The organism is Crossiella sp. S99.2, assembly GCF_023094165.1.
Classification (GTDB): domain Bacteria; phylum Actinomycetota; class Actinomycetes; order Mycobacteriales; family Pseudonocardiaceae; genus Crossiella.
Window position 1 is genome coordinate 575975 of sequence record NZ_JALMDK010000001.1, and the last position, 20216, is coordinate 596190.

Sequence of the window (20216 nt, forward strand, 5' to 3'; positions counted from 1 at the left end):
AAATGTAATGGCCGCCGCCGAGGTGGTGGAGGCTACCGGCGCGGCCCAGTACGCCTGGCTGCTGATCCTGCTCCCGCTGATCGGCGCCACCGTGCTGCTGGTCGGCGGGAAGCGCGTCAACGGGTGGGGTCACCTGCTCGGCTCAGCGATGGCGATCCTGTCCTTCGTCTACGGCGCGGTGCTGTTCGTGCAGACCATCGGCAAGGACGCCGGCTCGCGAGTCGCCGACCTGCCGGTGTTCGAGTGGTTCAACGTGGCCGCGCTCAAGGTCGAGTTCGGCCTGCGCATCGACCCGTTGTCGATGACCTTCGTGCTGCTGATCACCGGTGTGGGCTCGCTGATCCACATCTACTCGATCGGCTACATGAGCCATGACGCGGACCGGCGGAAGTTCTTCGCCTACCTGAACCTCTTCGTCGCGGCGATGCTGGTCCTGGTGCTGGGCAACAGCTTCGTGACGCTGTACCTGGGCTGGGAGGGCGTCGGTCTGGCCTCCTACCTGCTGATCGCCTTCTGGCAGCACAAGCCGGCCGCGGCCACCGCGGCGAAGAAGGCCTTCCTGATGAACCGGGTCGGCGACGTCGGCCTGGCGCTGGCCATCTTCCTGATGTTCCGGGACCTGGGCACCACCCAGTACACCGAGGTCTTCGCCCGCGCGGGCGAGCTGTCCCCCGGTGTGGTCACCGCGATCGCGGTGCTGCTCCTGCTGGGCGCCTGCGGCAAGTCCGGTCAGTTCCCGCTGCAGGCCTGGTTGCCGGACGCGATGGAGGGCCCGACCCCGGTCTCCGCGCTCATCCACGCCGCGACCATGGTCACCGCCGGTGTCTACCTGGTGGCCCGGTCCAACCCGATCTACAACCTGACCGAGGACGGCCGCCTGGTCGTGGTCATCATCGGCGCCATCACGCTGGTGATCGGGTGCATCATCGGTTGCGCCTACGACGACTTCAAGAAGGTGCTGGCCTACTCCACGGTCAGCCAGATCGGCTACATGATCCTGGCCGTCGGCCTCGGCCCGGCCGGGTACGCGATCGGCATCATGCACCTGCTCACCCACGGCTTCTTCAAGGCCGGGCTCTTCCTCGGGGCCGGTTCGGTGATGCACGGGATGAACGACGAGGGCAATATCCGCCGGATGGGCGGGCTGGCCAGGCACATGCCGGTCACCTTCGTCACCTGGGGCCTTGGCTACCTGGCCCTGATCGGCTTCCCGCTGCTGTCCGGCTTCTACTCCAAGGACGCCATCATCGAGGCGGCGCTGGGCCAGGGCGGCTGGCGCGGCTGGGTCTTCGGCGGCGCGGCCCTGCTGGGCGCCGGGCTGACCGCGTTCTACATGACCCGGTTGATGCTGCTGGTCTTCTTCGGTGAGAAGCGCTGGCAGAAGCTCAAGTCGGGCGATGGCCGCGACTACCACCCGCACGAGTCCCCGGCCAGCATGACGGTGCCGATGATCGTGCTGGCGGTCGGTTCGGTCGGCGCCGGCTTCTTCTTCAGCCAGGGCCACCGGCTCGCGGAATGGCTGGAGCCCTCGCTGGGCAAGCTGGTCGAGTCCGAGCACGGGGTGCTGCCGCACTCGCTGGTGCCGATCCTCACCGTGGCACTGGCCGCGCTCGGCGCGCTCACCGCCTGGCTGATCTTCGGTCGCAAGCCGGTCCCGGTGGAACGTCCGGAGAAGGTCTCCTTCCCGGTGCGGGCCGCGCGTAAGGACCTCTACGCCAACGCGATCAACGAGGGGCTCATCGCGAACCCGGGCTTCCTGCTCACCAGGTTCCTGCTCTTCTTCGACAACAAGGGCGTCGACGGGGTGGTCAACGGCACGGCCGTGCTGCTCCGGGGCGTTTCCAGCCGGGTCCGCCGGCTCCAGACCGGTTTCGTGCGCTCCTACGCGCTGAGCATGCTGGGCGGTTCGGTTCTGCTGATCGCCGCCCTGCTGATGGTGAGGTTGGCGGGATGAACGGCCTCGTGCTGCTCGCACTTCTGCTGCTGCCGCTTCTCGGCGGCCTGGTGGTGGCGTTCCTGCGCGGCAACGACCGCGCGGCGAAGCTGACCGCGCTCGGGTTCGCCCTGGCCGAGCTGGTGCTCGCCGCGGTGGCCTGGGCCGGGTTCACCCCCGGCGGCGACCGGATCCAGCTCGCCTTCGGGGTGGACTGGATCCCGGCCTTCGGGGTGCGCTTCGCCCTCGGCGTGGACGGCATCGCGCTGGTGATGATCGCGCTGATCGCGGTGCTGGTGCCGATCGTGATCGGCGCCTCCTGGGAGGAGAAACTGCCCGAGGGCCGCACGGTCGCCGGGTTCTTCTCCCTGCTGCTGGTGATGCAGACCTTCATGATCGGGGTCTTCGCCGCCACCGACGTGTTCCTGTTCTACGTCTTCTTCGAGGCGATGCTGGTGCCCGCCTACTTCCTGATCGGCCGCTTCGGCGGACCGCGCAGGCAGTACGCGGCGGTCAAGTTCTTCCTGTACTCCCTCTTCGGCGGCCTGGTCATGCTGGCCTCGGTGATCGGGGTGTACGTGGTGGCCAGCGGCAAGCTGGGCAAGGGCACCTTCGACTGGGCGACCCTGGTCAGCATCGCCAAGGACATCCCGCAGGGCACCCAGATCTGGCTGTTCCTCGGCTTCCTGATCGCCTTCGCGATCAAGGCGCCGCTGGTGCCGCTGCACACCTGGCTGCCCGACGCCGGTGGCGAGGCCCCGGTGGGCGTCGGTGTGCTGCTGGTCGGCGTGCTCGACAAGGTCGGCACCTTCGGGTTCCTGCGCTACGGCCTGTCGATGTTCCCCGACGCCAGCCGGATCCTGGCGCCCTGGGTGCTGACCTTCGCGGTGATCGGCGTGATCTACGGCGCGATCCTGGCCGCGGGACAGACCGACATGAAGCGGTTCGTCACCTACACCTCGATCGCGCACTTCGGCTTCATCGCGCTGGGCATCTTCGCCTTCAGCACCCAGTCGATCTCCGGCGCGGTGCTGTACATGGTCAACCACGGCCTCTCCACCGGCATGCTGTTCCTGGTGGTCGGCATGGTCATGGCGCGCGGTGGTTCCCGCCTGTTCAGCGACTACGGCGGCATGGCCAAACTCACCCCGGTGCTCGGCGGCATGTTCTTCATCGCCGGGCTCTCCTCACTGGCCCTGCCCGGCACCAACTCCTTCGTCAGCGAGTTCCTGGTGCTGATCGGGTCATTCCCGCGGGAGCCGGTCTTCACCATCATCGCCACCGTCGGCATGGTGCTGGCCGCGCTGTACGTGCTGTGGGCCTACCAGCGGGTCATGCAGGGCCCGGTGCGCGGCAACGCGCTGGTGGGCCTGGCCGGTGGTCCCGGCTCCGCGGTGGATCCCGCCTCGGAGACGGCCAAGACCAAGGTGGCCGACCTGTCCAAGCGCGAACTGGCGGTGCTGACTCCGCTGGTGGTGCTGATCATCGCGCTCGGGGTCTACCCCAAGCCGGTGCTCGACGTGATCAACCCGTCCGTCACGGCGACGATGACCGAGGCCGGGCAGCAGGACCTGGTGAAGGAAGGCAAGTGACGTGGTGTCCCTGATTCACCTGGCGCAGCCGCAGCAACAACCGCTGCTGGAACTGCCGGACTTCCTGCTCGAGCACATGGTGCCGGTGCTGATCATCCTCGGCGCGGCCTGTGTCTCGGTGCTCTTCGAGGCGCTGCTGCCCCGGCATCTGCGCTGGTCGGTACAGGTGTTCCTGAGCCTGTTCGCGATCGCCGCGGCCGGTGCGGTGCTGGTCACCAAGGGCCTTGGCGAGGCGGGCACCGGTGTGCTGCCGATGGCCAAGGCGCTGGCGGTGGACTACCCCACGCTGTTCCTGTGGGGCACCCTGCTGGCGCTGGGCTTCGGCTCGATCCTGCTGATCGCGGACCGTTCGGTGGAGCGCGGCGGCTACTTCGTGGCGCACGCCGCGATCCGCCCCGGCACCATCCAGGACCGGGCGCAGGCGGCCACCACCGGCATGCAGACCGAGGTCTTCGCGCTGGCGCTGTTCGCCCTCGGCGGCATGATGACCTTCGTCGCGGCGAATGACCTGCTGACCATGTTCATCGCGCTGGAGGTGCTCAGCCTCCCGCTGTACCTGCTGTGCGCGCTGGCCCGCCGCCGCAGGCTGATCTCGCAGGAAGCCGCGGTCAAGTACTTCCTGCTGGGCGCGTTCGCCTCGGCCTTCTTCCTCTACGGCCTGGCGCTGCTCTACGGCTACGCGGGTTCGGTCAACCTGGCCGCGATCGCCAACGCGGCCGCTGGCAACGACCGCTCCGACACCCTGCTCTTCGCCGGGATCGGCCTGCTGGTGGTCGGCCTGCTGTTCAAGGCGGCGGTCGGCCCGTTCCACACCTGGAGCCCGGACGTCTACCAGGGCGCGCCTACCCCGGTGACCGCGTTCATGGCCGCCTGCACCAAGGTGGCGGCCTTCGGCGCGATCCTGCGGGTGTTCCAGGTGGCGCTGAAGTCCAGCAGCTGGGAATGGCAGTACGTGCTGTGGGCAGTGGCCATCGTGTCCATGGTCATCGGCGCTGTGCTCGGTCTCACGCAGAGCGACATCAAGCGGATGATCGCCTACTCCTCGGTGGCGCACGCGGGCTTCCTGCTCGTCGGCTCGATCGCGCTCACCCCGCAGGGGCTGTCCGGCACGATGTTCTACCTGCTGGCCTACGGCTTCACCACGCTGGCGGTCTTCGGTGTGATCAGCCTGGTCCGGGATTCGCACGGGGAGGCCACCGACATCTCCCAGTGGGCCGGGCTGGCCAAGCGGTCGCCACTGGTGGCCGCGGTGTTCTCCTTCCTGCTGCTCGCACTGGCCGGCATCCCGCTCACCAGCGGGTTCATCGGCAAGTTCGTGGTGTTCGCGGCGGCGATCGAGGACGGGGCCGCCCCGCTGGTCGTGGTCGGCCTGGTCACCAGCGCGATCGCGGCGTTCTTCTACCTGCGGATCATCGTGCTGATGTACTTCCAGGAGCCCGCGGAGGACGGTCCCACGGTCACCGTGCCGGGGGCGTTCACGGTCATGGCCATCACACTCGGTGTGACCGTGACCTTGCTGCTCGGAGTCGTGCCGCAGTTCGCCCTCGACTGGGCGGACCTCGGAGTGTTCGCCTTCTGAGTGCTACGTAGGCTGCAAGTGTGACGACGAGTGAGCAGGCCGGTCGGGGCGCCGGCATCGTGCTGGCAGACCCCGACCTGGAGGCCACGGTTCTGGCCGGGCTGGCCGCGGTCGAGGAGCTGCTGCAGGACTCGGTCCGCAGCGACCTCGACTTCGCGACCGAGGCATCCCTGCACCTGATGGAGGCGGGCGGAAAACGAATCCGCCCGCTCTTCGCCCTCCTGGCCGCGCACTTCGGCGACCCGGGGCGCAAGGAGGTCATCACCTCCGCCGTCGTGGTGGAGCTGATCCACCTGGCCACGCTCTACCACGACGATGTGATGGACGAGGCCCCGATGCGGCGCGGCGCGCTCAGCGCGAACGCCCGCTGGAGCAACTCGGTGGCCATCCTCACCGGCGACTTCCTGTTCGCGCACGCCTCCCGGCTGGTGGCCGATCTGGGCACGGACGCGGCCCGGATCATCGCCAACACCTTCGCCGAACTGGTCACCGGCCAGATGCGGGAGACCGTGGGCCCGGCCGAGGGCGCGGACCCGGTCACGCACTACCTGTCGGTGATCGACGAGAAGACCGGTTCACTGATCGCCACCGCGGGCCGCTTCGGCGGCATGTTCGCCGGGGTGCCGGCGGAGCAGGTCGAGGCGCTGTGCCGGTACGGCGACGTGATCGGCGCGGCCTTCCAGATCTCCGACGACATCATCGACATCGCCTCCCCGGCGGTGGAGTCCGGCAAGACCCCGGGCACCGACCTGCGTGAGGGCGTGCGCACGCTGCCGATGCTCTACGCGCTGGCCGAGGACCACGTCTCCGGCGCCCGGCTGCGCGAGCTGCTGTCCCGGCCGCTGGACACCGATGCCGAGGTCGAGGAGGCACTGGAACTGCTCCGGGCGTCCTCGGGGCTGGAAGAGGCGCGCAAGACCCTCAGCGAGTACTCCGAGCGCGCGCACGCCGCCCTGGTGGACCTGCCGGACTGCCCGGCCCGGTCCGCGCTGTCCGCACTGGCGAACTTCGTGGTGGCCCGCTCCCAGTAGCTCAGGAGTCCACGGTGACCTGCGGAGCCGGTTCGACCCGGCTCCGCAGCGCCCGCCGGGCGGCCAGCACGCCATCCACGGTGAAGACCATCACGGCCACCCAGACCAGCGCGAACCCGGCCCAGCGGGCGGGCGACATCGGCTCGTGCAGCACCAGCACGCCCCAGGCGAACTGCAGGATCGGCGCGAGGTACTGCAGGATCCCCAGTGTGCTCATGGACACCCGCCGCGCGGCGATCCCGAACAGCAGCAAGGGCAGCGCGGTGATCGGCCCCGAGGCCATCAGCAGCAGGTCGTGGCCGGTGAGCCCGGTGCTGAAGGTGCCCTGCCCGCCCAGCCAGACCAGGAACCCGATCGCGGGCAGGCCCAGCACCAGGCTCTCCGCGGTCAGCGAGTCCACCGCGGCCAGCTTCGAGGTCTTCTTGATCAGCCCGTAGGTGCCGAAGCTCGCGGCCAGCACCAGCGCGATCACCGGCACGTTCCCGTGCTCGAAGGTCAGCACGCACACCGCGGCGCCGCCCACGGCCACCGCGGCCCACTGCGCCCGGCGCAGCCGCTCGTTGAACACCAGCACGCCGAAGAGCACCGAGACCAGTGGGTTGATGAAGTAGCCGAGCGAGGTTTCCACCACCTGCCCGCTGGTCACCCCGTAGATGTAGACACCCCAGTTGATCGCGATGAGCACCGCCCCGGTCCCGGCCATCAGCCAGCCACCGGGGGAGAGCCGCCAGAGGATCTTGCCTCGGCGGAGCACGAGGGTGACCAACACCATCACCGCCAGGGTCCAGACCAGGCGATGTGCCAGGATCTCCAGTGGACCGGCGGGTGCCAGCAGGGGCCAGAAGGCGGGGAAGAAACCCCAGAGCACGTACGCGCCCGCCCCGCACGCCAGGCCGGCCGCGCCGGCCGAGGAGGAAGGCGACGACGGCACGGATCGAGCCTACGCCGCGACATTGTCGGCTCGACAAGTAACTTCGTCACATCAACTTCCGCTACCTCGTCAACCGGACGCGGCGGACGGCCCTGCGGGTTAGGGTTCGGCAAGGTTTCACCTGCGCGCGGAAAGCGCCAAAGAAAGTGGAAAAGGCCGGAGGGATGTCGCGGTGTCGTCGTTGTTCGGGCAGGTCTGGCTGTGGAGCCTGCTCGCATTCGTGATCGGTGGCCTGGCCACCTGGGTGCTCTTCGTCACCCCGGCCCGCCGTGAGCTGGCCGCGCTGGAGGACGAGCGCGCCACCCGCCGCCCGGACCCGGTCGCCCCGACCGTGATCCGCCACGACGAGGACGACGAGATCGTCTTCGAGCCGCTCCCCACCCCGAAGCCGGTCCGCCCCATCGCCTCCGGCGAGGAGACCACGGTCCTGCCTGCCCAGCCCAAGGCGGAGCAGCCCAAGACCGCCCTGTTCAGCCCGGTGTCCACGCCGGAACCCCGCACCTCGATCTTCACCCCGGCCGAGGAGCCCACCACCCAGGCCGAGGCCCCGTGGGAACGCCGCCGCGAGCCCACCTGGTCCCAGCCCGCCGAGGCCGCGCCGACGCAGCAGTGGTCCGCCCCGCGCCCGGAGGACACCCGCCGTCCGGAACCCGCGCCCGCCCAGCAGTGGTCGGCCCCGCGCACCGAGGACGAGGAACCCGCCCTGCAGTGGCACGAGGACACCTCCTCCCGCCGCGCGGAGCCCGCACCGCAGCGGTCCGCGGACCGCCCCGAGGACGACACCCGCCGGTCCGAGCCCGCACCGACGCAGGCCTGGTCGGCCGACCGCGCCGACGACACCCGTCGCGCGGAACCCGCTGCCACCCAGCAGTGGTCCGCGGCGCGAGCCGACGACACCCAGCGCGCGGAGCCCGCGACTCAGCAGTGGTCCGCCGAGCGCGCAGAAGACACTCAGCGCGCCGAGCCCGCCACCCAGCAGTGGTCGACTGAGCGGGCCGACGAGTCCGCCCGCCCGGAGCCTGCGGCAACCCAGCAGTGGCCCGCCGAGCGCCCCGAGGACTCCCGGCACCCGGAACCGGCCCCCACCCAGCAGTGGTCGGCCCAGCGCGCCGATGAGGACTTCCGCCGGTCCGAGCCCGCGCCCACTCAGCAGTGGTCCGCCCAGCCCCCGGCTGACGAGCCCGCCCCGTCCCACCTGGAGGCAGACGACCAGCAGCCCTGGTCCGCCACCCAGTCCGAACCCCCGGCCCCGGTCACCCGCGGCGTGGACCAGCCGACCACCGCGCTCTTCGCCCCGGTCGGCGAGCCCGCCGCCGAAGCCCGGCCGGCGGAGTCCGAGCCCCAGCCGGAGCAGGACGACCGCCCGCTGTTCTTCGAGGCCGAGACCCCGGCCTACGGCATCCCGAAGAACGAGATCCTCAACGCCCTGGACGAGGACCCGGAACCCCGCCAGGCTCAGCGCCCGGTCCCGGCGCCCGCCCCGCCCGCGCCGCAGGTGAGCGCGCCGCCGGAGCTGGATGTCACCGACACCGAGCTGGCCGATCACCGGCCGGCCCGGCCGCCGCGGCCGGCCCAGCGGGTGGCGCCGCCGCAGTTCCCGCCGCGGCCGTTGCCGCCGCAGGACCTCAAGGCCAGGGACACCGCCTACTTCCAGCACCTGGCCGCCGCCAGCGGTCCCGGCAATCCGCCACCGGTGCCGCCCTCGGTGCCGGCGCCGCCGCGTCAGATGCCGCCGGTGCCGCCCGCGCCGCCGCGGCCGGTGACCCCGGCCGAGCAGCCGCCGCCCCCGGTGGCACCGGCCGAACCGCCCGCGCCGCCGCAGGGTGAGCGGTCCCGGTCGTTGTTCGAGCCGGTGATCGATCCCGACAAGCAGTGACATGAAGAAGGCCCCCGGGAAGTTCTCCCGGGGGCCTTTCTCGTTGCTATGTCAGGACATCAGGCCAGTACGGTCCAGGTGTCCTTGCCGCGGAGCAGACCCGCCAGGTCGGGGGCCTTGCTCTGCTTGGCCTGCTCCACCTGGGCGCGGGCCTGGTCGTCGTAGGTCGGGCGGGGCACCGAGCGGAACACACCGGTGACGGTGTAGTCCAGGTTCTGCCCGCCCAGCCGGGACAGCGCGAAGGCGTAGCTGGGGTCCTGCAGGGTCGCGTCGTGCACCACGAGCGCGTCCTCGCCGACCTCGTCTACCTTGCGCACCACGAACGAGCCGTGCTGGCCTTCGCGGATCACGCCGTACTCCTGCTCGGCGCCGAACCGGATCGGTTTGCCGTGCTCCAGCGGCACGATCCGCCGTTCCTTCTCGCCCGGCTCCTTGAGCACGTCGAACGCGCCGTCGTTGAAGATCGGGCAGTTCTGGTAGATCTCCACCAGCGCGCTGCCCCGGTGCGCGGCGGCCTGCCGCAGCACGTCGGTCAGCCCGGCCCGGTCGGAGTCCAGCGCCCGGCCCACGAAGCTTGTCTCCGCGCCCAGCGCCAGCGAGATCGGGTTGAACGGGTGATCGAGGGAACCCATCGGGGTCGACTTGGTCACCTTGCCGATCTCGGAGGTCGGCGAGTACTGGCCCTTGGTGAGCCCGTAGATCCGGTTGTTGAACAGCAGGATCTTCAGGTTCACGTTGCGGCGCAGCGCGTGGATGAGGTGGTTGCCGCCGATGGAGAGCGCGTCGCCGTCCCCGGTGACCACCCACACCGACAGGTCCGGCCGCGACACCGAGAGTCCGGTGGCGATGGCGGGTGCCCGTCCGTGGATGGAGTGCACCCCGTAGGTGTTCATGTAGTACGGGAAACGCGAGGAGCAGCCGATGCCGGAGACGAAGACGATGTTCTCCCGCTTGAGCCCCAGTTCCGGCAGGAAGCTCTGCATCGCGTTCAGGATGATGTAGTCACCACATCCCGGACACCAGCGCACTTCCTGGTCGGACTTGAAGACCTTGGCGGTCTGCTTCTCATCCGTCGTCGGAACACCGTCCAGGCCGCCGATGATCGGCAACCCGATGTCGACCGCGGTCATGCCTTGACCCCCTGGATGATCTCGATGAACACGTCCTGGAGTTCCTCGGCCTTGAACGGGGTACCCGCGACCTTGGTGTGGCTGATCGCGTCCACCAGGTACTTGGCCCGCAACAACAACGCGAGCTGGCCGAGATTCATTTCCGGGACGAGCACCTTGCTGTAGCTGCCCAGCACCTCACCCAGGTTGTTCGGGAACGGGTTCAGGTGCCGCAGATGGGCGTGCGCGACCTTGAGGCCCAGCCTGCGCACCCGGCGCGCGGCGGCGCCGATCGGTCCGAAGGTGGAGCCCCAGCCGACCACGAGCACCTCGGCGTCGCCGGTCGGGTCGTCCACCACGAGGTCCGGCACGTCCACGCCGTCGATCTTGGCCTGGCGCAGGCGGACCATCTTGTCGTGGTTGTCCGGGTCGTAGGAGATGTTCCCCTTGCCGTCGCCCTTCTCCAGCCCGCCGATCCGGTGCTCCAGTCCCGGTGTGCCCGGCACGGCCCACGGACGCGCGAGCGTCTCCGGGTCGCGCAGGTACGGCCAGAACTCACCGGAGCCATCGGGTGCGTTCGGCTCGGTGGCGAAGCTGACCCGCAGGTCGGGCAGGGTGTCGACATCGGGGATGAGCCACGGCTCGGACCCGTTGGCGATGTAGCCGTCGGAGAGCAGCAGCACCGGCGTGCGGTACTTCAGCGCGATCCGGGCGGCGTCCACGGCCATCTCGAAGCAGTCCGCCGGCGTGGCCGGGGCCAGCACCGGGACCGGGGCCTCACCGTTGCGGCCGAACATGGCCTGCAACAGGTCGGCCTGTTCGGTCTTGGTCGGCAGCCCGGTGGACGGGCCGCCCCGCTGCACGTCGATGATCAGCAGCGGCAGCTCGGTCATCACCGCGAGGCCGATGGTCTCCGACTTCAGCGCGATGCCGGGGCCGGAGGTGGTGGTCACGCCCAGCGCGCCACCGTAGGCCGCGCCCAGCGCCGCGCCGATGCCGGCGATCTCGTCCTCGGCCTGGAAGGTGGTGATGCTGAAGTGCTTGTGCCGGGACAGCTCGTGCAGGATGTCCGAGGCCGGCGTGATCGGGTAGGTGCCGAGGAAGACGGGCAGTTCGGAGCGCTGACCGGCGGCCACGATCCCGTAGGCCAGCGCGGTGTTGCCGGTGATCTGCCGGTAGGTGCCCTCGGCCAGTTTGGCCGGGGCGACCTGGTAGGTCACCGCGAACGCCTCGGTGGTCTCGCCGTAGTTCCAGCCGGTGCGGAAGGCCAGCACGTTGGCTTCGGCGATGTCGGGCTTCTTGGCGAACTTCTCCCGCAGGAAGCGTTCGGTGCCCTCGGTCGGCCGGTGGTACATCCAGGACAGCAGCCCCAGCGCGAACATGTTCTTCGCGCGCTCGGCGTCCTTCTTGGACAGCCCGGTGGGTTCCAGCGCACCGCGGGTCAGGGTGGCCATGGCCACCTTGTGCACCGCGTACGGCTCCAGCGAGCCGTCCTCCAGGGGGTCGGCGGCGTAGCCGACCTTGCTGAGGTTGCGCTTGTTGAACTCATCGGTGTTGACGATGAGGATGCCGCCGTGCGGCAGGTCCTCGATGTTCGCCTTCAGCGCCGCGGGGTTCATCGCGACCAGGACGTCCGGCCGGTCGCCCGGGGTGAGGATGTCGTAGTCGGCGAAGTGGAGCTGGAAGCTGGACACCCCGGGCAGGGTTCCTGCGGGCGCCCTGATCTCGGCGGGGAAGTTGGGCAGCGTGGCCAGGTCGTTGCCGAAGGCCGCCGCCTCCGACGTGAACCGGTCTCCGGTCAGCTGCATACCGTCACCGGAGTCGCCGGCGAACCTGATGACCACTCGGTCGAGCTTGCGGACCTCCGCGGTCTCGTGGCCCGGGGTGCTCACACTCATGGGCTCGCGATCCCTCTCTCACCTCACGCGCCTGATCGGCCGCTACTAACGCCGATGCTCCCCCAGCGAGGGTAGTCCGCGTCGGGGACGCTCGGCGTCGGGGAACTCACGGTTCGGATTTGCTGGAACTGCCTTGACAACCGCATACACACGGTAAGGCTGCCCTTGCTGTGCTTTTCCCGAGGAGACGCAGGTCACACCCGGCATCTCAGCCAGTGCCACCGCGGGGAGCGGTTACTCGACGGTAACACTCACTTCCCGCTGATCCGGGCCTTCATCGCGGCCAGACGTTCGGCGAAGGCCGGGCTGTTCATCGAAATCAGCTGGGAGACCAGCTCGACCTCGACCGCCTCGGCGTGCTCGGTCACCGCCGCGGTGCGGCGCATGGACTGCTTGGTGGCCAGCACGAGTTCGCGCGGCGCCCCGGCAGAAGCGGCGGCCAGCTCTACCGCCGCGTCCACCACATCTGCCGGTTCGCCGGGTGTCCGTGCCCACACCAGACCGGCCTTTTCCGCTGCCTCGGCGTCCAGGATCTGGCCGAACAGGGCCATTGCCCGCGCGGTCTGCGGGCCGACGATGCGGTCCAGCATCCAGGTCATGCCGCCGCCAGGGTGGATGCCCAGCTGCAGGAAGCGGGCGTCGAAGCGGGCCAGCGGACCGGCCAGCCGCACATCGCAGGCCAGGGCGAGGTTCAGCCCGGCGCCCACCGCGGCCCCGTTGACCGCGGCGATGGTCGGCAGCGCGCAGTTGGCCACCGCGAGGAAACCGGCGTAGATGGTGCGCAGCCCAGCCTCGCGGGATTCACCGAGCGCGGTCAGGTCGGCGCCGGCGCAGAAGGCGGGCGGGGCGCCGGTGACCACCACGGCGTTCACCTCGCCGTTGTGCTCGCAGGCGGTGATCGCCTCGGCCAGGCGGGTGGAGATGGCCGGGGTCAGGGCGTTGCGGCGGTCGGGCGCGTTGACCGTGATGATCGCCACCCGGCCACGCTGCTCCAGGAGCACCTCAGCTGACATGGCCGTGATCCTGCCGCATCGCGGTGGCGAAGTGCCGATCCGGGCGGTGATTTCCGCCTCTTCAGCGAGGCGGTTCCGGCGCGGGCGGGCGCTCCAGCAGGGTCGAGAGGATGACCGTGGAGACGGTGCGGTCGACGAAGTCCAGTGCGCGCAGCCGTTCGAGGGCGGTCTCCAGGTGGTGGATGTCGCCTGCCCGCAGGTGCACGATCGCGTCGGCCGAGCCGGAGACGGTGTAGGCGGCCACCACCTCGGGCAGGGATTCCAGGCCGGCGCGGATCTTGCCGGGGGTCACGTTGCCCTGCCCGTGCACCTCCACGAAGGCCTCGGTGCCCCAGCCGAGCGCCTCCGGGTCGACCACCGCCGTGAAGCCACGTAACACGCCCGTATCCAGCAATTTGTCCACCCGCCGCTTCACCGCGGGGGCGGACAGACCGACGCTGGAACCGATCTCCGCGTAGCTGGATCGGGCGTTGGCGACCAGGCACGAAATGATTCGATGGTCGATGGTGTCCATGCGCAACATTCTGCCCCAATCCGGGCGCGATGCGGTGTTGAACGAACGTCAGGTGGCCATTTACATTTCGAATCATGTCCTCCGCTCTCGACGTCTCGCCCGCCGCCTCGGTGGAGACCTCCGCGATCACCGCCCCGGCGGTGCGCACGCCGACTCGTCGTCGTTACCTGATGTGCCCGCCGCGTTACTTCGCGGTGGAGTACTCGATCAACCCCTGGATGGACCCCAGCCAGCCGGTCAGCGCGGACCGGGCGCTGGAGCAGTGGACTGCGCTCAAAACCAGCTACGAGTCCCTCGGCCACCAGGTCGAGGTGATCGAACCCGCCCCCGGCCTGCCGGACATGGTCTTCGCGGCCAACTCCGGCACCGTGGTCGACGGCCGGGTGCTGGGCGCCCGCTTCCGCGCACCCCAGCGCGCGGACGAGGCCGAGCACTTCCGCCAGTGGTTCCTGGCGCACGGCTACCGCGACGTGGTCATGCCCACCAGCGTCAACGAGGCCGAGGGCGACTTCGCCTGGACCGGCCGCCTGCTGCTGGCCGGCACCGGCTTCCGCACCGACCCCGGCGCGCACGCCGAGGCCCAGGAGGTGCTCGGCGTCCCGGTGGTCTCGCTGCAGCTGGTCGACCCGCGCTACTACCACCTGGACACCGCGCTCGCGGTGCTCGACGACCGCCCGGAACAGGGCCTGGTCGTCTACTACCCGGAGGCCTTCTCCACCGGCTCCCAGCAGGTCCTGCGCTGGCTGTTCCCGGACGCGGTGCTGGCCACCGCCGAGGACGCGGCCTGCCTGGGCCTCAACGGCGTCTCCGACGGCCGTAACGTCATCCTGCCCACCGAGGCCACCGCACTGGGCGAACGCCTGGCACTGCGCGGATTCCACCCCGTCTACGTGGACATCTCCGAACTGCGCAAGTCCGGCGGCGGCCCCAAGTGCTGCACGATGGAGCTGCGCGGCTGAGCCCTCACGGGCCCTTGTGCCACACCAGGCCGTGGAAGACGAACCGGCCGTTGGCCGCGGGTGAGGATGGCAGTGCGATCACCCGGAGCCGGGCGTAGCGACCCTCCCGGCTCCGGGCGCACAGGTGCGTGCCGACCCGCAGCGCGCTGAAGTTCGCCCGGCCGGTCATGCCCTTGGCGTTGCGGCAGGCGAACCAGTCCGGCTCGCCGCCCGCCATCACCGCGAGCTGCGCGCCCAGCGCGGTGGCGATCCCGGCGCCGTCCATGTTCAGGTCGCCGTCGCGATCACGCTGCTGCCGCCAGTAGTCCATCCACACCGAGTCATCGCCCGGCGTCGTGTTCAGCGTGACCTCGCGCTGCTCGTTGACCGGTGGCGCCTGCCCGGTGCTCGGCCCCGGGGTGTCCCGCCGGTCCTCGCCGGTGGTGGTCGGGGGCAGCGGCGGCCGTTCCGTCGGTGAGCCGCCCGGTGACGTGGTCCCGGGCGGTGGCCGCCCGGACAGCCCGCTGGGACTGGGCGCCGGACTGGGCGAGGCGCCCGTCGAGGAGCTGGGCGGGGCGTCGGTGGCCGGACCGCTCGACGGCCCGGTGCCGGCCGTGGGCAGCGCGGTGGGCGATGGCCCGGCGGTGCCGCCGGGAACGGTCAGCCACAGCCACAACCCGGCGCTCACCGTCAGCACACAGCTCAGCGCCAGCAACGTGCTCGCCGGTCTGCCGTGACCACCGTGCCTGCGGCCCCAGACCAGCCACACCAGCAGGAACAACCCGGCCAGCAGCAGCACGACCGCCGCCAGCACCCGGACGCCCTGCCACAGCGCCAGTCTGGCCTGCAGCACCGATCCCACCACCGCCACGACCACGCTGATCGTGGCCAGCAACTCCTTGCGCACGTCGGCGAGAACCGGTGCCGTCCCCCGTCCCGGTTCCCCGGGACTGTCCCTGTCTGCCACGTGTCCCCTCGGCTGCCGCGGCCCGTCTCATCGGAAAATGAGCTGAGCCTGTATTCGCGGCCGCCGTGGCCGGTGTTACCCGGTGCCGCTCAGGCCGGGAACTCGTACTCCAGCACGTAGGAACCCGCGTCCAGGGTCATCTCGGTGACCTCGATCGCCTCGCCGGTGGTGGTGAAGGCGGTGCGCACGATCACCACCAGCGGGGTGCCTGGTTCCAGTCGCAGCGCCTTGGCCTCCTCGCCGCGCGGCATCCGGGCCCTGATCTCCTCGCGGAAGGCCGCGGCCGGCTTGCCCAGCTCGCGCAGCCGGGCGTACACGCCGCCGGGGCCGGGATTGGCCCTGGTGAGCGCGGAACCGGCGACCAGCGAGGCCGGGAAGTAGGACACCGACAGCATCACCGGGTGACCGTCCACCAGGTTGCGCCGCCGCCGGGCCCAGACCCGGGCCGGCTCGTGCTGGCCGAGCACCCGCGCCACGTAGTGCGGCGCCTGTTCCTCGGCCACCTCGACGTTGTCGATGGTCAGCGTGCGACCGGTGAGATCGGTCTCCCACCGGCTCGGCCAGGACGCGCTGCGATCCCCGCGCAGGCGCTGCGGCGAGTTGCGCCTGATCGGCCGGTCGTCCCGGACATAGACCCCCGAACCCCGGCGTGACCAGGTCAGACCCTCGTTCTTCAGTACCTCCAACGCCGCCCGAACCGTCATCCGCGCCGCACCGTGCCGCTCCATCAGCTCGTTCTCGCCGGGCAGACGCGCGCCGGGCGGGTACTTGCCGCAGGAGATGGCGGTTCGGAGTTCATCGGCTATGCCGCGGAATTTAACCCGGTACGCAGAGCCCGCCTCAGCCACTGGATCGGCCCCTCTCGAGTCGCAGTTGCCGATCGCCAGGGTACTCTCTTTCCGTAATCAACTAGCTACGGTCCGCCTACAAAACCCATGTCAATCGCTGCTCCAAGTGGGCGGTCTTTTACTCTCGGGAGCTGTGAACACCGCTGTAGAGCTGGACTGGGGGACCACTTACCAGGTCACCGTGCTCGATCTCGGCCTCGCCTGCTGCGGGGTGGAGGTGATGGCCGCCCTGAACGGATCCGACCTGGCCGGATACGGGATCGACCCCGCGGGCGGCCCGGAGCGGGCCCAGGTGCTGGTGGTCTCCGGCACGGTCACCGACGTGATGCTGCCCGCGATCCTGGCCACCTACCGCGAGCTGCCCGAACCGAAATACGTGCTCTCCGTCGGCGCCTGCTCCAACACCGGCGGCCCGTACTGGGACTCCTACGCGGTGACCAAGGGCATCGACCAGCTGCTGCCGGTGCACGTGGCCGTGCCCGGCTGCCCGCCGCGCCCGGAGGCGCTGCTGGAGGGCATGGTCGCGCTGCACAAGCTGGTGCGGTCATGACCAGCCTCGCCCTCGCCGGGGAACTCGCCGCCCTGCTGCCCGAGATCACCGTGAAGACCGCCTTCGGGCAGAGCACCGCGCACGTGCCGGTCGCCGCCTGGGCCAGCGCCGCCCGGCAGGCCAGGGACGAGCTGGGCTGCGTGCTCTTCGACTGGCTGGGCGCGGAGGACGCGGGCCGCCCCGGCGCCCTCGGCGGCACGCACGCGGTGACCCTGCACGTGCTGCGGCCGGGGCCATGGGCCGGCCTGCTGCTGCGCACCGAGGTGCCGGCGGGTGAAGCGCTGCCCAGCGTGGCCGCGGTGTGGGCCGGGGCGGCCTGGCACGAGCGGGAAGCGGCCGAGATGTTCGGCCTGGACCTGGCCGAACACCCCGATCCACGACGGCTGCTGCTGCCGGATTCGTTTTCCGGACACCCGCTGCGCAAGGATTTCGTGCTGGCCGCCCGTGTGGTCCGGCCCTGGCCCGGCGCGCTGGAACCCGGCGAGGACGGGACCGGCGCGCCCAGCCGCAGGCGGATCGCGCCACCAGGTGTGCCCGGCCCCGAATGGGGACCGCGCCGAGACGAGGGAGCCCAGTGACCACCCAGCCCGAGGACCTGGCGCCGCGCACCCGAGGCGTGATCGCGTTGCTGGAGGCCAACTGCACGGTGTGCATGCTGTGCGCGCGGGAGTGCCCGGACTGGTGCATCCACATCACCTCGCACACCGAGACGGTGGAGACGCCGGGATCGGCGCGGGCCCGGCAGCGCAACGTGCTGGACCGCTTCGCCATCGACTACGGCCAGTGCCTCTACTGCGGCATCTGCGTGGAGGTCTGCCCGTTCGACGCACTGCACTGGGCACCGGACTTCGGCTACCCCGGCACCGGCTCGCCCGACGGCACTGGCGCGGTGGCCGAACTGGTGCACGAGCGGGACCGGCTGGGGGAGTGGGTGGCCGCCGCGCCGCCGCCCCCGCCGCTGGATCCGGCCGCCGAAGTGGCCCCGGAGGCGGCATCCAGGGGCGGTCGGGGCACCCGCCCAGGAACCTGACGCCTCCTTCACACGTTGACTTCATCGGCAGGCCGATTTGTCCGACCAGGCCAGGAGGAGGTCGAGGGACCCATGCACAAGCACTTCAACGGGCTCAAGACAGCCCTGCTGCTCGGCGGACTGAGCACGCTGATCGTGCTGATCGGCTCGCTGTTCGGCGGCCCGTGGCTGTGGGTGGCGCTCTTCGGCGCGCTGGCCTTCAACGCCTACGCCTACTTCAACTCCGACAAGCTCGCGCTGCGCGCCATGCACGCCCGGCCGGTCTCCCAGTGGGAACAGCCGGGGATGTACCGGATCGTGCGCGAGCTGGCCACCTCGGCCCGGCAGCCGATGCCGCGGCTCTACATCAGCCCGACCGCCGCGCCCAACGCCTTCGCCACCGGCCGCAACCCGCGCAACGCCGCGGTCTGCTGCACCACCGGCATCCTGGAGCTGCTGGACGAACGCGAGCTGCGCGCGGTGCTCGGGCACGAGCTGGCGCACGTCTACAACCGGGACATTCTCATTTCCTCGGTGGCCGGCGCGCTGGCCAGCGTGGTGACCTTCCTGGCCAACATCGCCATGTTCGCCGGGCTCTTCGGCGGCAGCGACGAGGACCGGCCCGGTCCGCTGGCCGTGCTGCTGATCGCCATCCTGGGCCCGGTGGCCGCGGGCGTGGTGCAGCTCGCGGTGAGCCGCTCCCGGGAGTACCAGGCCGACGAGTCGGGCGCGGCGCTCACCGGCGACCCGCTCGCCCTGGCCTCGGCCCTGCGCAAGCTGGAACTGGGCACCCAGGCCGCGCCGCTGGCGCCCGAGCCCCAGCTGATGTCCCAGTCGCACCTGATGATCGCCAACCCGTTCCGGGCGGGCGAGTCGATGGCGCGCTGGTTCTCCACCCACCCGCCGATCCAGGATCGGATCCGGCGGCTGGAGGAGATGGCCAAGCGCGGCAGCTACGGCGGCTACTGACCGGCCGGACTACTGGGCAGCCGGGCTCGCCCCCGCGTTGAGCGCGACGTCCATCACGTACTGCCCGTAACCCGACTTCGCCAGCCCAGCGCCCAGCGCGTAACAGGCGTCGGCGTCGATGTAGCCCATGCGCAGCGCGATTTCCTCAAGACAGGCGATCCGCACGCCCTGCCGGTGCTCCAGCACCTGCACGAACTGTCCGGCCTCCAGCAGCGAGTCGTGCGTGCCAGTGTCCAGCCAGGCGAAACCACGGCCCAGGTCCAGCAACTTCGCCCGGCCCTGCTTGAGGTAGGCCAGGTTGACGTCGGTGATCTCCAGCTCACCCCGGGGCGACGGCGAGAGCCCCTTGGCGATCTCCACCACCTCGTTGTCGTAGAAGTACAGCCCGGTGATGGCCCGGTTGGAGCGCGGGCGCTTGGGCTTCTCCTCGATGGAGATGAGGTTGCCCGCCGCGTCCGCCTCGCCCACGCCGTAGCGCTCGGGGTCCTTCACCGGGTAGCCGAAGAGCACACAGCCGTCCAGGTTGCCGACGAGCTGCTGGAGCTGCCGGGAGAAACCCTGGCCGTAGAAGATGTTGTCGCCCAGCACCAGCGCCACGTCGTCGTCGCCGACGAAGTCCGCGCCGATGACGAAGGCCTCGGCCAGGCCGTTGGGCTGCGCCTGCTCCGCGTAGGACAGGCGCAGGCCGAACTGGGACCCGTCACCGAGCAGCCGCTGGAACATCGGCAGGTCGGCGGGGGTGGAGATGAGCAGGATCTCCCGGATGCCGGCGAGCATGAGCGTCGACAACGGGTAATAGACCATGGGCTTGTCGTAGACCGGCAACAGCTGCTTCGACACCGCCTGGGTGATCGGGTGCAGCCGAGTCCCGCTGCCCCCCGCCAGGATGATCCCCTTCATCGCCCCGCCTTTTCCCTACCGGTAGTTCGTGAACTGGAGCGCGATGCCGAAGTCCTTGGACTTGAGCAGCGCGATGACGTCCTGCAGATGGTCCTTCTTCTTGCCGGTCACCCGCAGCTGATCGCCCTGGATCTGCGCCTGGACACCCTTGGGGGCCTCATCGCGGATCGCCTTGGCGATCTCCTTGGCCTTGTCCGAGGCAATCCCCTCGATGACCTTGCCGGTGACCTTGTAGATCTTCCCCGACAACTGCGGCTCGCCGACCTCGAACGCCTTGAGCGAGATCCCCCGCTTGATCAACTTCTCCTTGAGCACCTCGATCGCCGCCAGGCACCGCTCCTCGGTCTCCGCCTGGATCGCGATCCCGTCCTCACCGACCCAGGTGACCCTCGCGTCGACACCCCGGAAGTCGAACCGGGTGGTCAACTCCTTCCCGGCCTGGTTGACCGCGTTGTCCACCTCCTGCCGCTCGACCTTGCTCACCACGTCGAATGACGGGTCCGCCACGTTGCCGCACCTCTCCCAGCCGTGAACCCGAGCCTCCACCGAGGCTCCTCGC

Annotated in this window: 19 protein-coding genes; 10 read left to right on the forward strand and 9 right to left on the reverse strand. The window is 70.2% G+C overall.

Annotated elements, in window-relative coordinates; genetic code table 11:
- Positions 1-7: 7 nt before the first annotated feature.
- The 4 genes from nuoL (at position 8) to MZC64_RS02860 (ending at position 6135) form a co-directional block, all read left to right on the forward strand.
- A complete protein-coding gene (gene nuoL / locus MZC64_RS02845; RefSeq protein WP_247756232.1) occupies positions 8-1954 on the forward strand; it encodes an NADH-quinone oxidoreductase subunit L in 1947 nt (648 codons plus the stop codon).
- A complete protein-coding gene (locus MZC64_RS02850) occupies positions 1951-3525 on the forward strand; it encodes an NADH-quinone oxidoreductase subunit M (protein ID WP_247755510.1) in 1575 nt (524 codons plus the stop codon). Before nuoL ends, MZC64_RS02850 begins: the two co-directional genes overlap by 4 nt.
- Positions 3526-3601: 76 nt before the next feature.
- Positions 3602-5104 carry an NADH-quinone oxidoreductase subunit NuoN gene (gene nuoN / locus MZC64_RS02855; RefSeq protein ID WP_374205635.1) on the forward strand — a complete coding sequence of 501 codons (1503 nt, stop codon included), beginning with the start codon at positions 3602-3604 and terminating at the stop codon, positions 5102-5104.
- Between the two features lie 20 nt (positions 5105-5124).
- On the forward strand, positions 5125-6135 hold the full coding sequence (locus MZC64_RS02860; RefSeq protein ID WP_308300949.1) for a polyprenyl synthetase family protein: 1011 nt from the start codon (positions 5125-5127) through the stop codon (positions 6133-6135).
- A 1-nt stretch (position 6136) separates the two neighbouring features.
- Here the strand turns inward: MZC64_RS02860 and rarD are convergent, their stop codons facing one another.
- Positions 6137-7066, reverse strand: coding sequence for an EamA family transporter RarD (gene rarD, locus MZC64_RS02865; RefSeq protein ID WP_247755511.1), 930 nt, complete (start codon positions 7064-7066; stop codon positions 6137-6139).
- 172 nt (positions 7067-7238) lie between these two features.
- Between rarD and MZC64_RS02870 the strand changes: the two genes are divergently transcribed.
- Positions 7239-8942 carry a hypothetical protein gene (locus tag MZC64_RS02870; protein ID WP_247755512.1) on the forward strand — a complete coding sequence of 568 codons (1704 nt, stop codon included), beginning with the start codon at positions 7239-7241 and terminating at the stop codon, positions 8940-8942.
- A gap of 59 nt (positions 8943-9001) precedes the next feature.
- Here MZC64_RS02870 and MZC64_RS02875 read toward each other — a convergent pair whose 3' ends face one another.
- The 4 genes from MZC64_RS02875 to MZC64_RS02890 all read right to left on the reverse strand — a co-directional run bounded on the left by MZC64_RS02875 (position 9002) and on the right by MZC64_RS02890 (position 13476).
- The gene (locus tag MZC64_RS02875) at positions 9002-10072 is read right to left on the reverse strand and encodes a 2-oxoacid:ferredoxin oxidoreductase subunit beta (protein ID WP_247755513.1); all 1071 of its coding nucleotides are present in this window, start codon (positions 10070-10072) and stop codon (positions 9002-9004) included.
- Positions 10069-11949, reverse strand: a complete 1881-nt coding sequence (locus MZC64_RS02880; RefSeq protein ID WP_247755514.1) for a 2-oxoacid:acceptor oxidoreductase subunit alpha — start codon at positions 11947-11949, stop codon at positions 10069-10071. The genes MZC64_RS02875 and MZC64_RS02880 overlap by 4 nt, the downstream gene beginning before the upstream one ends.
- A 251-nt stretch (positions 11950-12200) precedes the next feature.
- Positions 12201-12962, reverse strand: coding sequence for an enoyl-CoA hydratase (locus MZC64_RS02885; protein ID WP_247755515.1), 762 nt, complete (start codon positions 12960-12962; stop codon positions 12201-12203).
- A gap of 61 nt (positions 12963-13023) precedes the next feature.
- The gene (locus MZC64_RS02890) at positions 13024-13476 is read right to left on the reverse strand and encodes an Lrp/AsnC family transcriptional regulator (RefSeq protein WP_185000538.1); all 453 of its coding nucleotides are present in this window, start codon (positions 13474-13476) and stop codon (positions 13024-13026) included.
- A 74-nt stretch (positions 13477-13550) separates the two neighbouring features.
- Here MZC64_RS02890 and ddaH point away from each other — a divergent pair, with 74 nt between their 5' ends.
- Entirely contained in the window at positions 13551-14435 is an 885-nt protein-coding gene (ddaH, locus tag MZC64_RS02895; RefSeq protein WP_374205606.1) for a dimethylargininase, read from the forward strand.
- A gap of 4 nt (positions 14436-14439) precedes the next feature.
- On the opposite strand, the gene MZC64_RS02900 is transcribed toward ddaH, so the two are convergent.
- The gene (locus tag MZC64_RS02900; protein WP_247755516.1) at positions 14440-15321 is read right to left on the reverse strand and encodes a hypothetical protein; all 882 of its coding nucleotides are present in this window, start codon (positions 15319-15321) and stop codon (positions 14440-14442) included.
- 149 nt (positions 15322-15470) lie between these two features.
- On the reverse strand, positions 15471-16229 hold the full coding sequence (locus tag MZC64_RS02905; protein WP_247755517.1) for a GntR family transcriptional regulator: 759 nt from the start codon (positions 16227-16229) through the stop codon (positions 15471-15473).
- Between the two features lie 133 nt (positions 16230-16362).
- Here MZC64_RS02905 and MZC64_RS02910 point away from each other — a divergent pair, with 133 nt between their 5' ends.
- From MZC64_RS02910 to htpX, 4 genes are all read left to right on the forward strand, one after another.
- Complete coding sequence (locus MZC64_RS02910; protein WP_247755518.1) at positions 16363-16779, forward strand: NADH-quinone oxidoreductase subunit NuoB; 417 nt, start codon at positions 16363-16365, stop codon at positions 16777-16779.
- On the forward strand, positions 16776-17357 hold the full coding sequence (locus MZC64_RS02915) for an NADH-quinone oxidoreductase subunit C (protein ID WP_247755519.1): 582 nt from the start codon (positions 16776-16778) through the stop codon (positions 17355-17357). Before MZC64_RS02910 ends, MZC64_RS02915 begins: the two co-directional genes overlap by 4 nt.
- Positions 17354-17809, forward strand: coding sequence for a 4Fe-4S binding protein (locus MZC64_RS02920; RefSeq protein ID WP_247755520.1), 456 nt, complete (start codon positions 17354-17356; stop codon positions 17807-17809). The genes MZC64_RS02915 and MZC64_RS02920 overlap by 4 nt, the downstream gene beginning before the upstream one ends.
- Before the next feature lie 72 nt (positions 17810-17881).
- Complete coding sequence (htpX, locus tag MZC64_RS02925) at positions 17882-18757, forward strand: zinc metalloprotease HtpX (RefSeq protein WP_247755521.1); 876 nt, start codon at positions 17882-17884, stop codon at positions 18755-18757.
- 9 nt (positions 18758-18766) lie between these two features.
- Here the strand turns inward: htpX and rfbA are convergent, their stop codons facing one another.
- Both rfbA and MZC64_RS02935 read right to left on the reverse strand, forming a co-directional pair.
- Entirely contained in the window at positions 18767-19657 is an 891-nt protein-coding gene (gene rfbA / locus MZC64_RS02930) for a glucose-1-phosphate thymidylyltransferase RfbA (protein WP_247755522.1), read from the reverse strand.
- A gap of 15 nt (positions 19658-19672) precedes the next feature.
- The gene (locus tag MZC64_RS02935) at positions 19673-20164 is read right to left on the reverse strand and encodes a YajQ family cyclic di-GMP-binding protein (protein ID WP_247755523.1); all 492 of its coding nucleotides are present in this window, start codon (positions 20162-20164) and stop codon (positions 19673-19675) included.
- Positions 20165-20216: the final 52 nt, after the last annotated feature.

Bases quoted from the DNA above. Each gene is read 5' to 3' on its own strand.
- MZC64_RS02915 (WP_247755519.1), top strand. From the start codon at position 16,776: ATGACCAGCCTCGCCCTCGCCGGGGAACTCGCCGCCCTGCTGCCCGAG.
- MZC64_RS02850 (WP_247755510.1), top strand. From the start codon at position 1,951: ATGAACGGCCTCGTGCTGCTCGCACTTCTGCTGCTGCCGCTTCTCGGC.
- ddaH (WP_374205606.1), top strand. From the start codon at position 13,551: ATGTCCTCCGCTCTCGACGTCTCGCCCGCCGCCTCGGTGGAGACCTCC.
- rfbA (WP_247755522.1), bottom strand. From the start codon at position 19,657: ATGAAGGGGATCATCCTGGCGGGGGGCAGCGGGACTCGGCTGCACCCG.
- nuoN (WP_374205635.1), top strand. From the start codon at position 3,602: ATGGTGCCGGTGCTGATCATCCTCGGCGCGGCCTGTGTCTCGGTGCTC.
- MZC64_RS02885 (WP_247755515.1), bottom strand. From the start codon at position 12,962: ATGTCAGCTGAGGTGCTCCTGGAGCAGCGTGGCCGGGTGGCGATCATC.
- htpX (WP_247755521.1), top strand. From the start codon at position 17,882: ATGCACAAGCACTTCAACGGGCTCAAGACAGCCCTGCTGCTCGGCGGA.
- MZC64_RS02890 (WP_185000538.1), bottom strand. From the start codon at position 13,476: ATGGACACCATCGACCATCGAATCATTTCGTGCCTGGTCGCCAACGCC.
- nuoL (WP_247756232.1), top strand. From the start codon at position 8: ATGGCCGCCGCCGAGGTGGTGGAGGCTACCGGCGCGGCCCAGTACGCC.
- MZC64_RS02880 (WP_247755514.1), bottom strand. From the start codon at position 11,949: ATGAGTGTGAGCACCCCGGGCCACGAGACCGCGGAGGTCCGCAAGCTC.
- MZC64_RS02875 (WP_247755513.1), bottom strand. From the start codon at position 10,072: ATGACCGCGGTCGACATCGGGTTGCCGATCATCGGCGGCCTGGACGGT.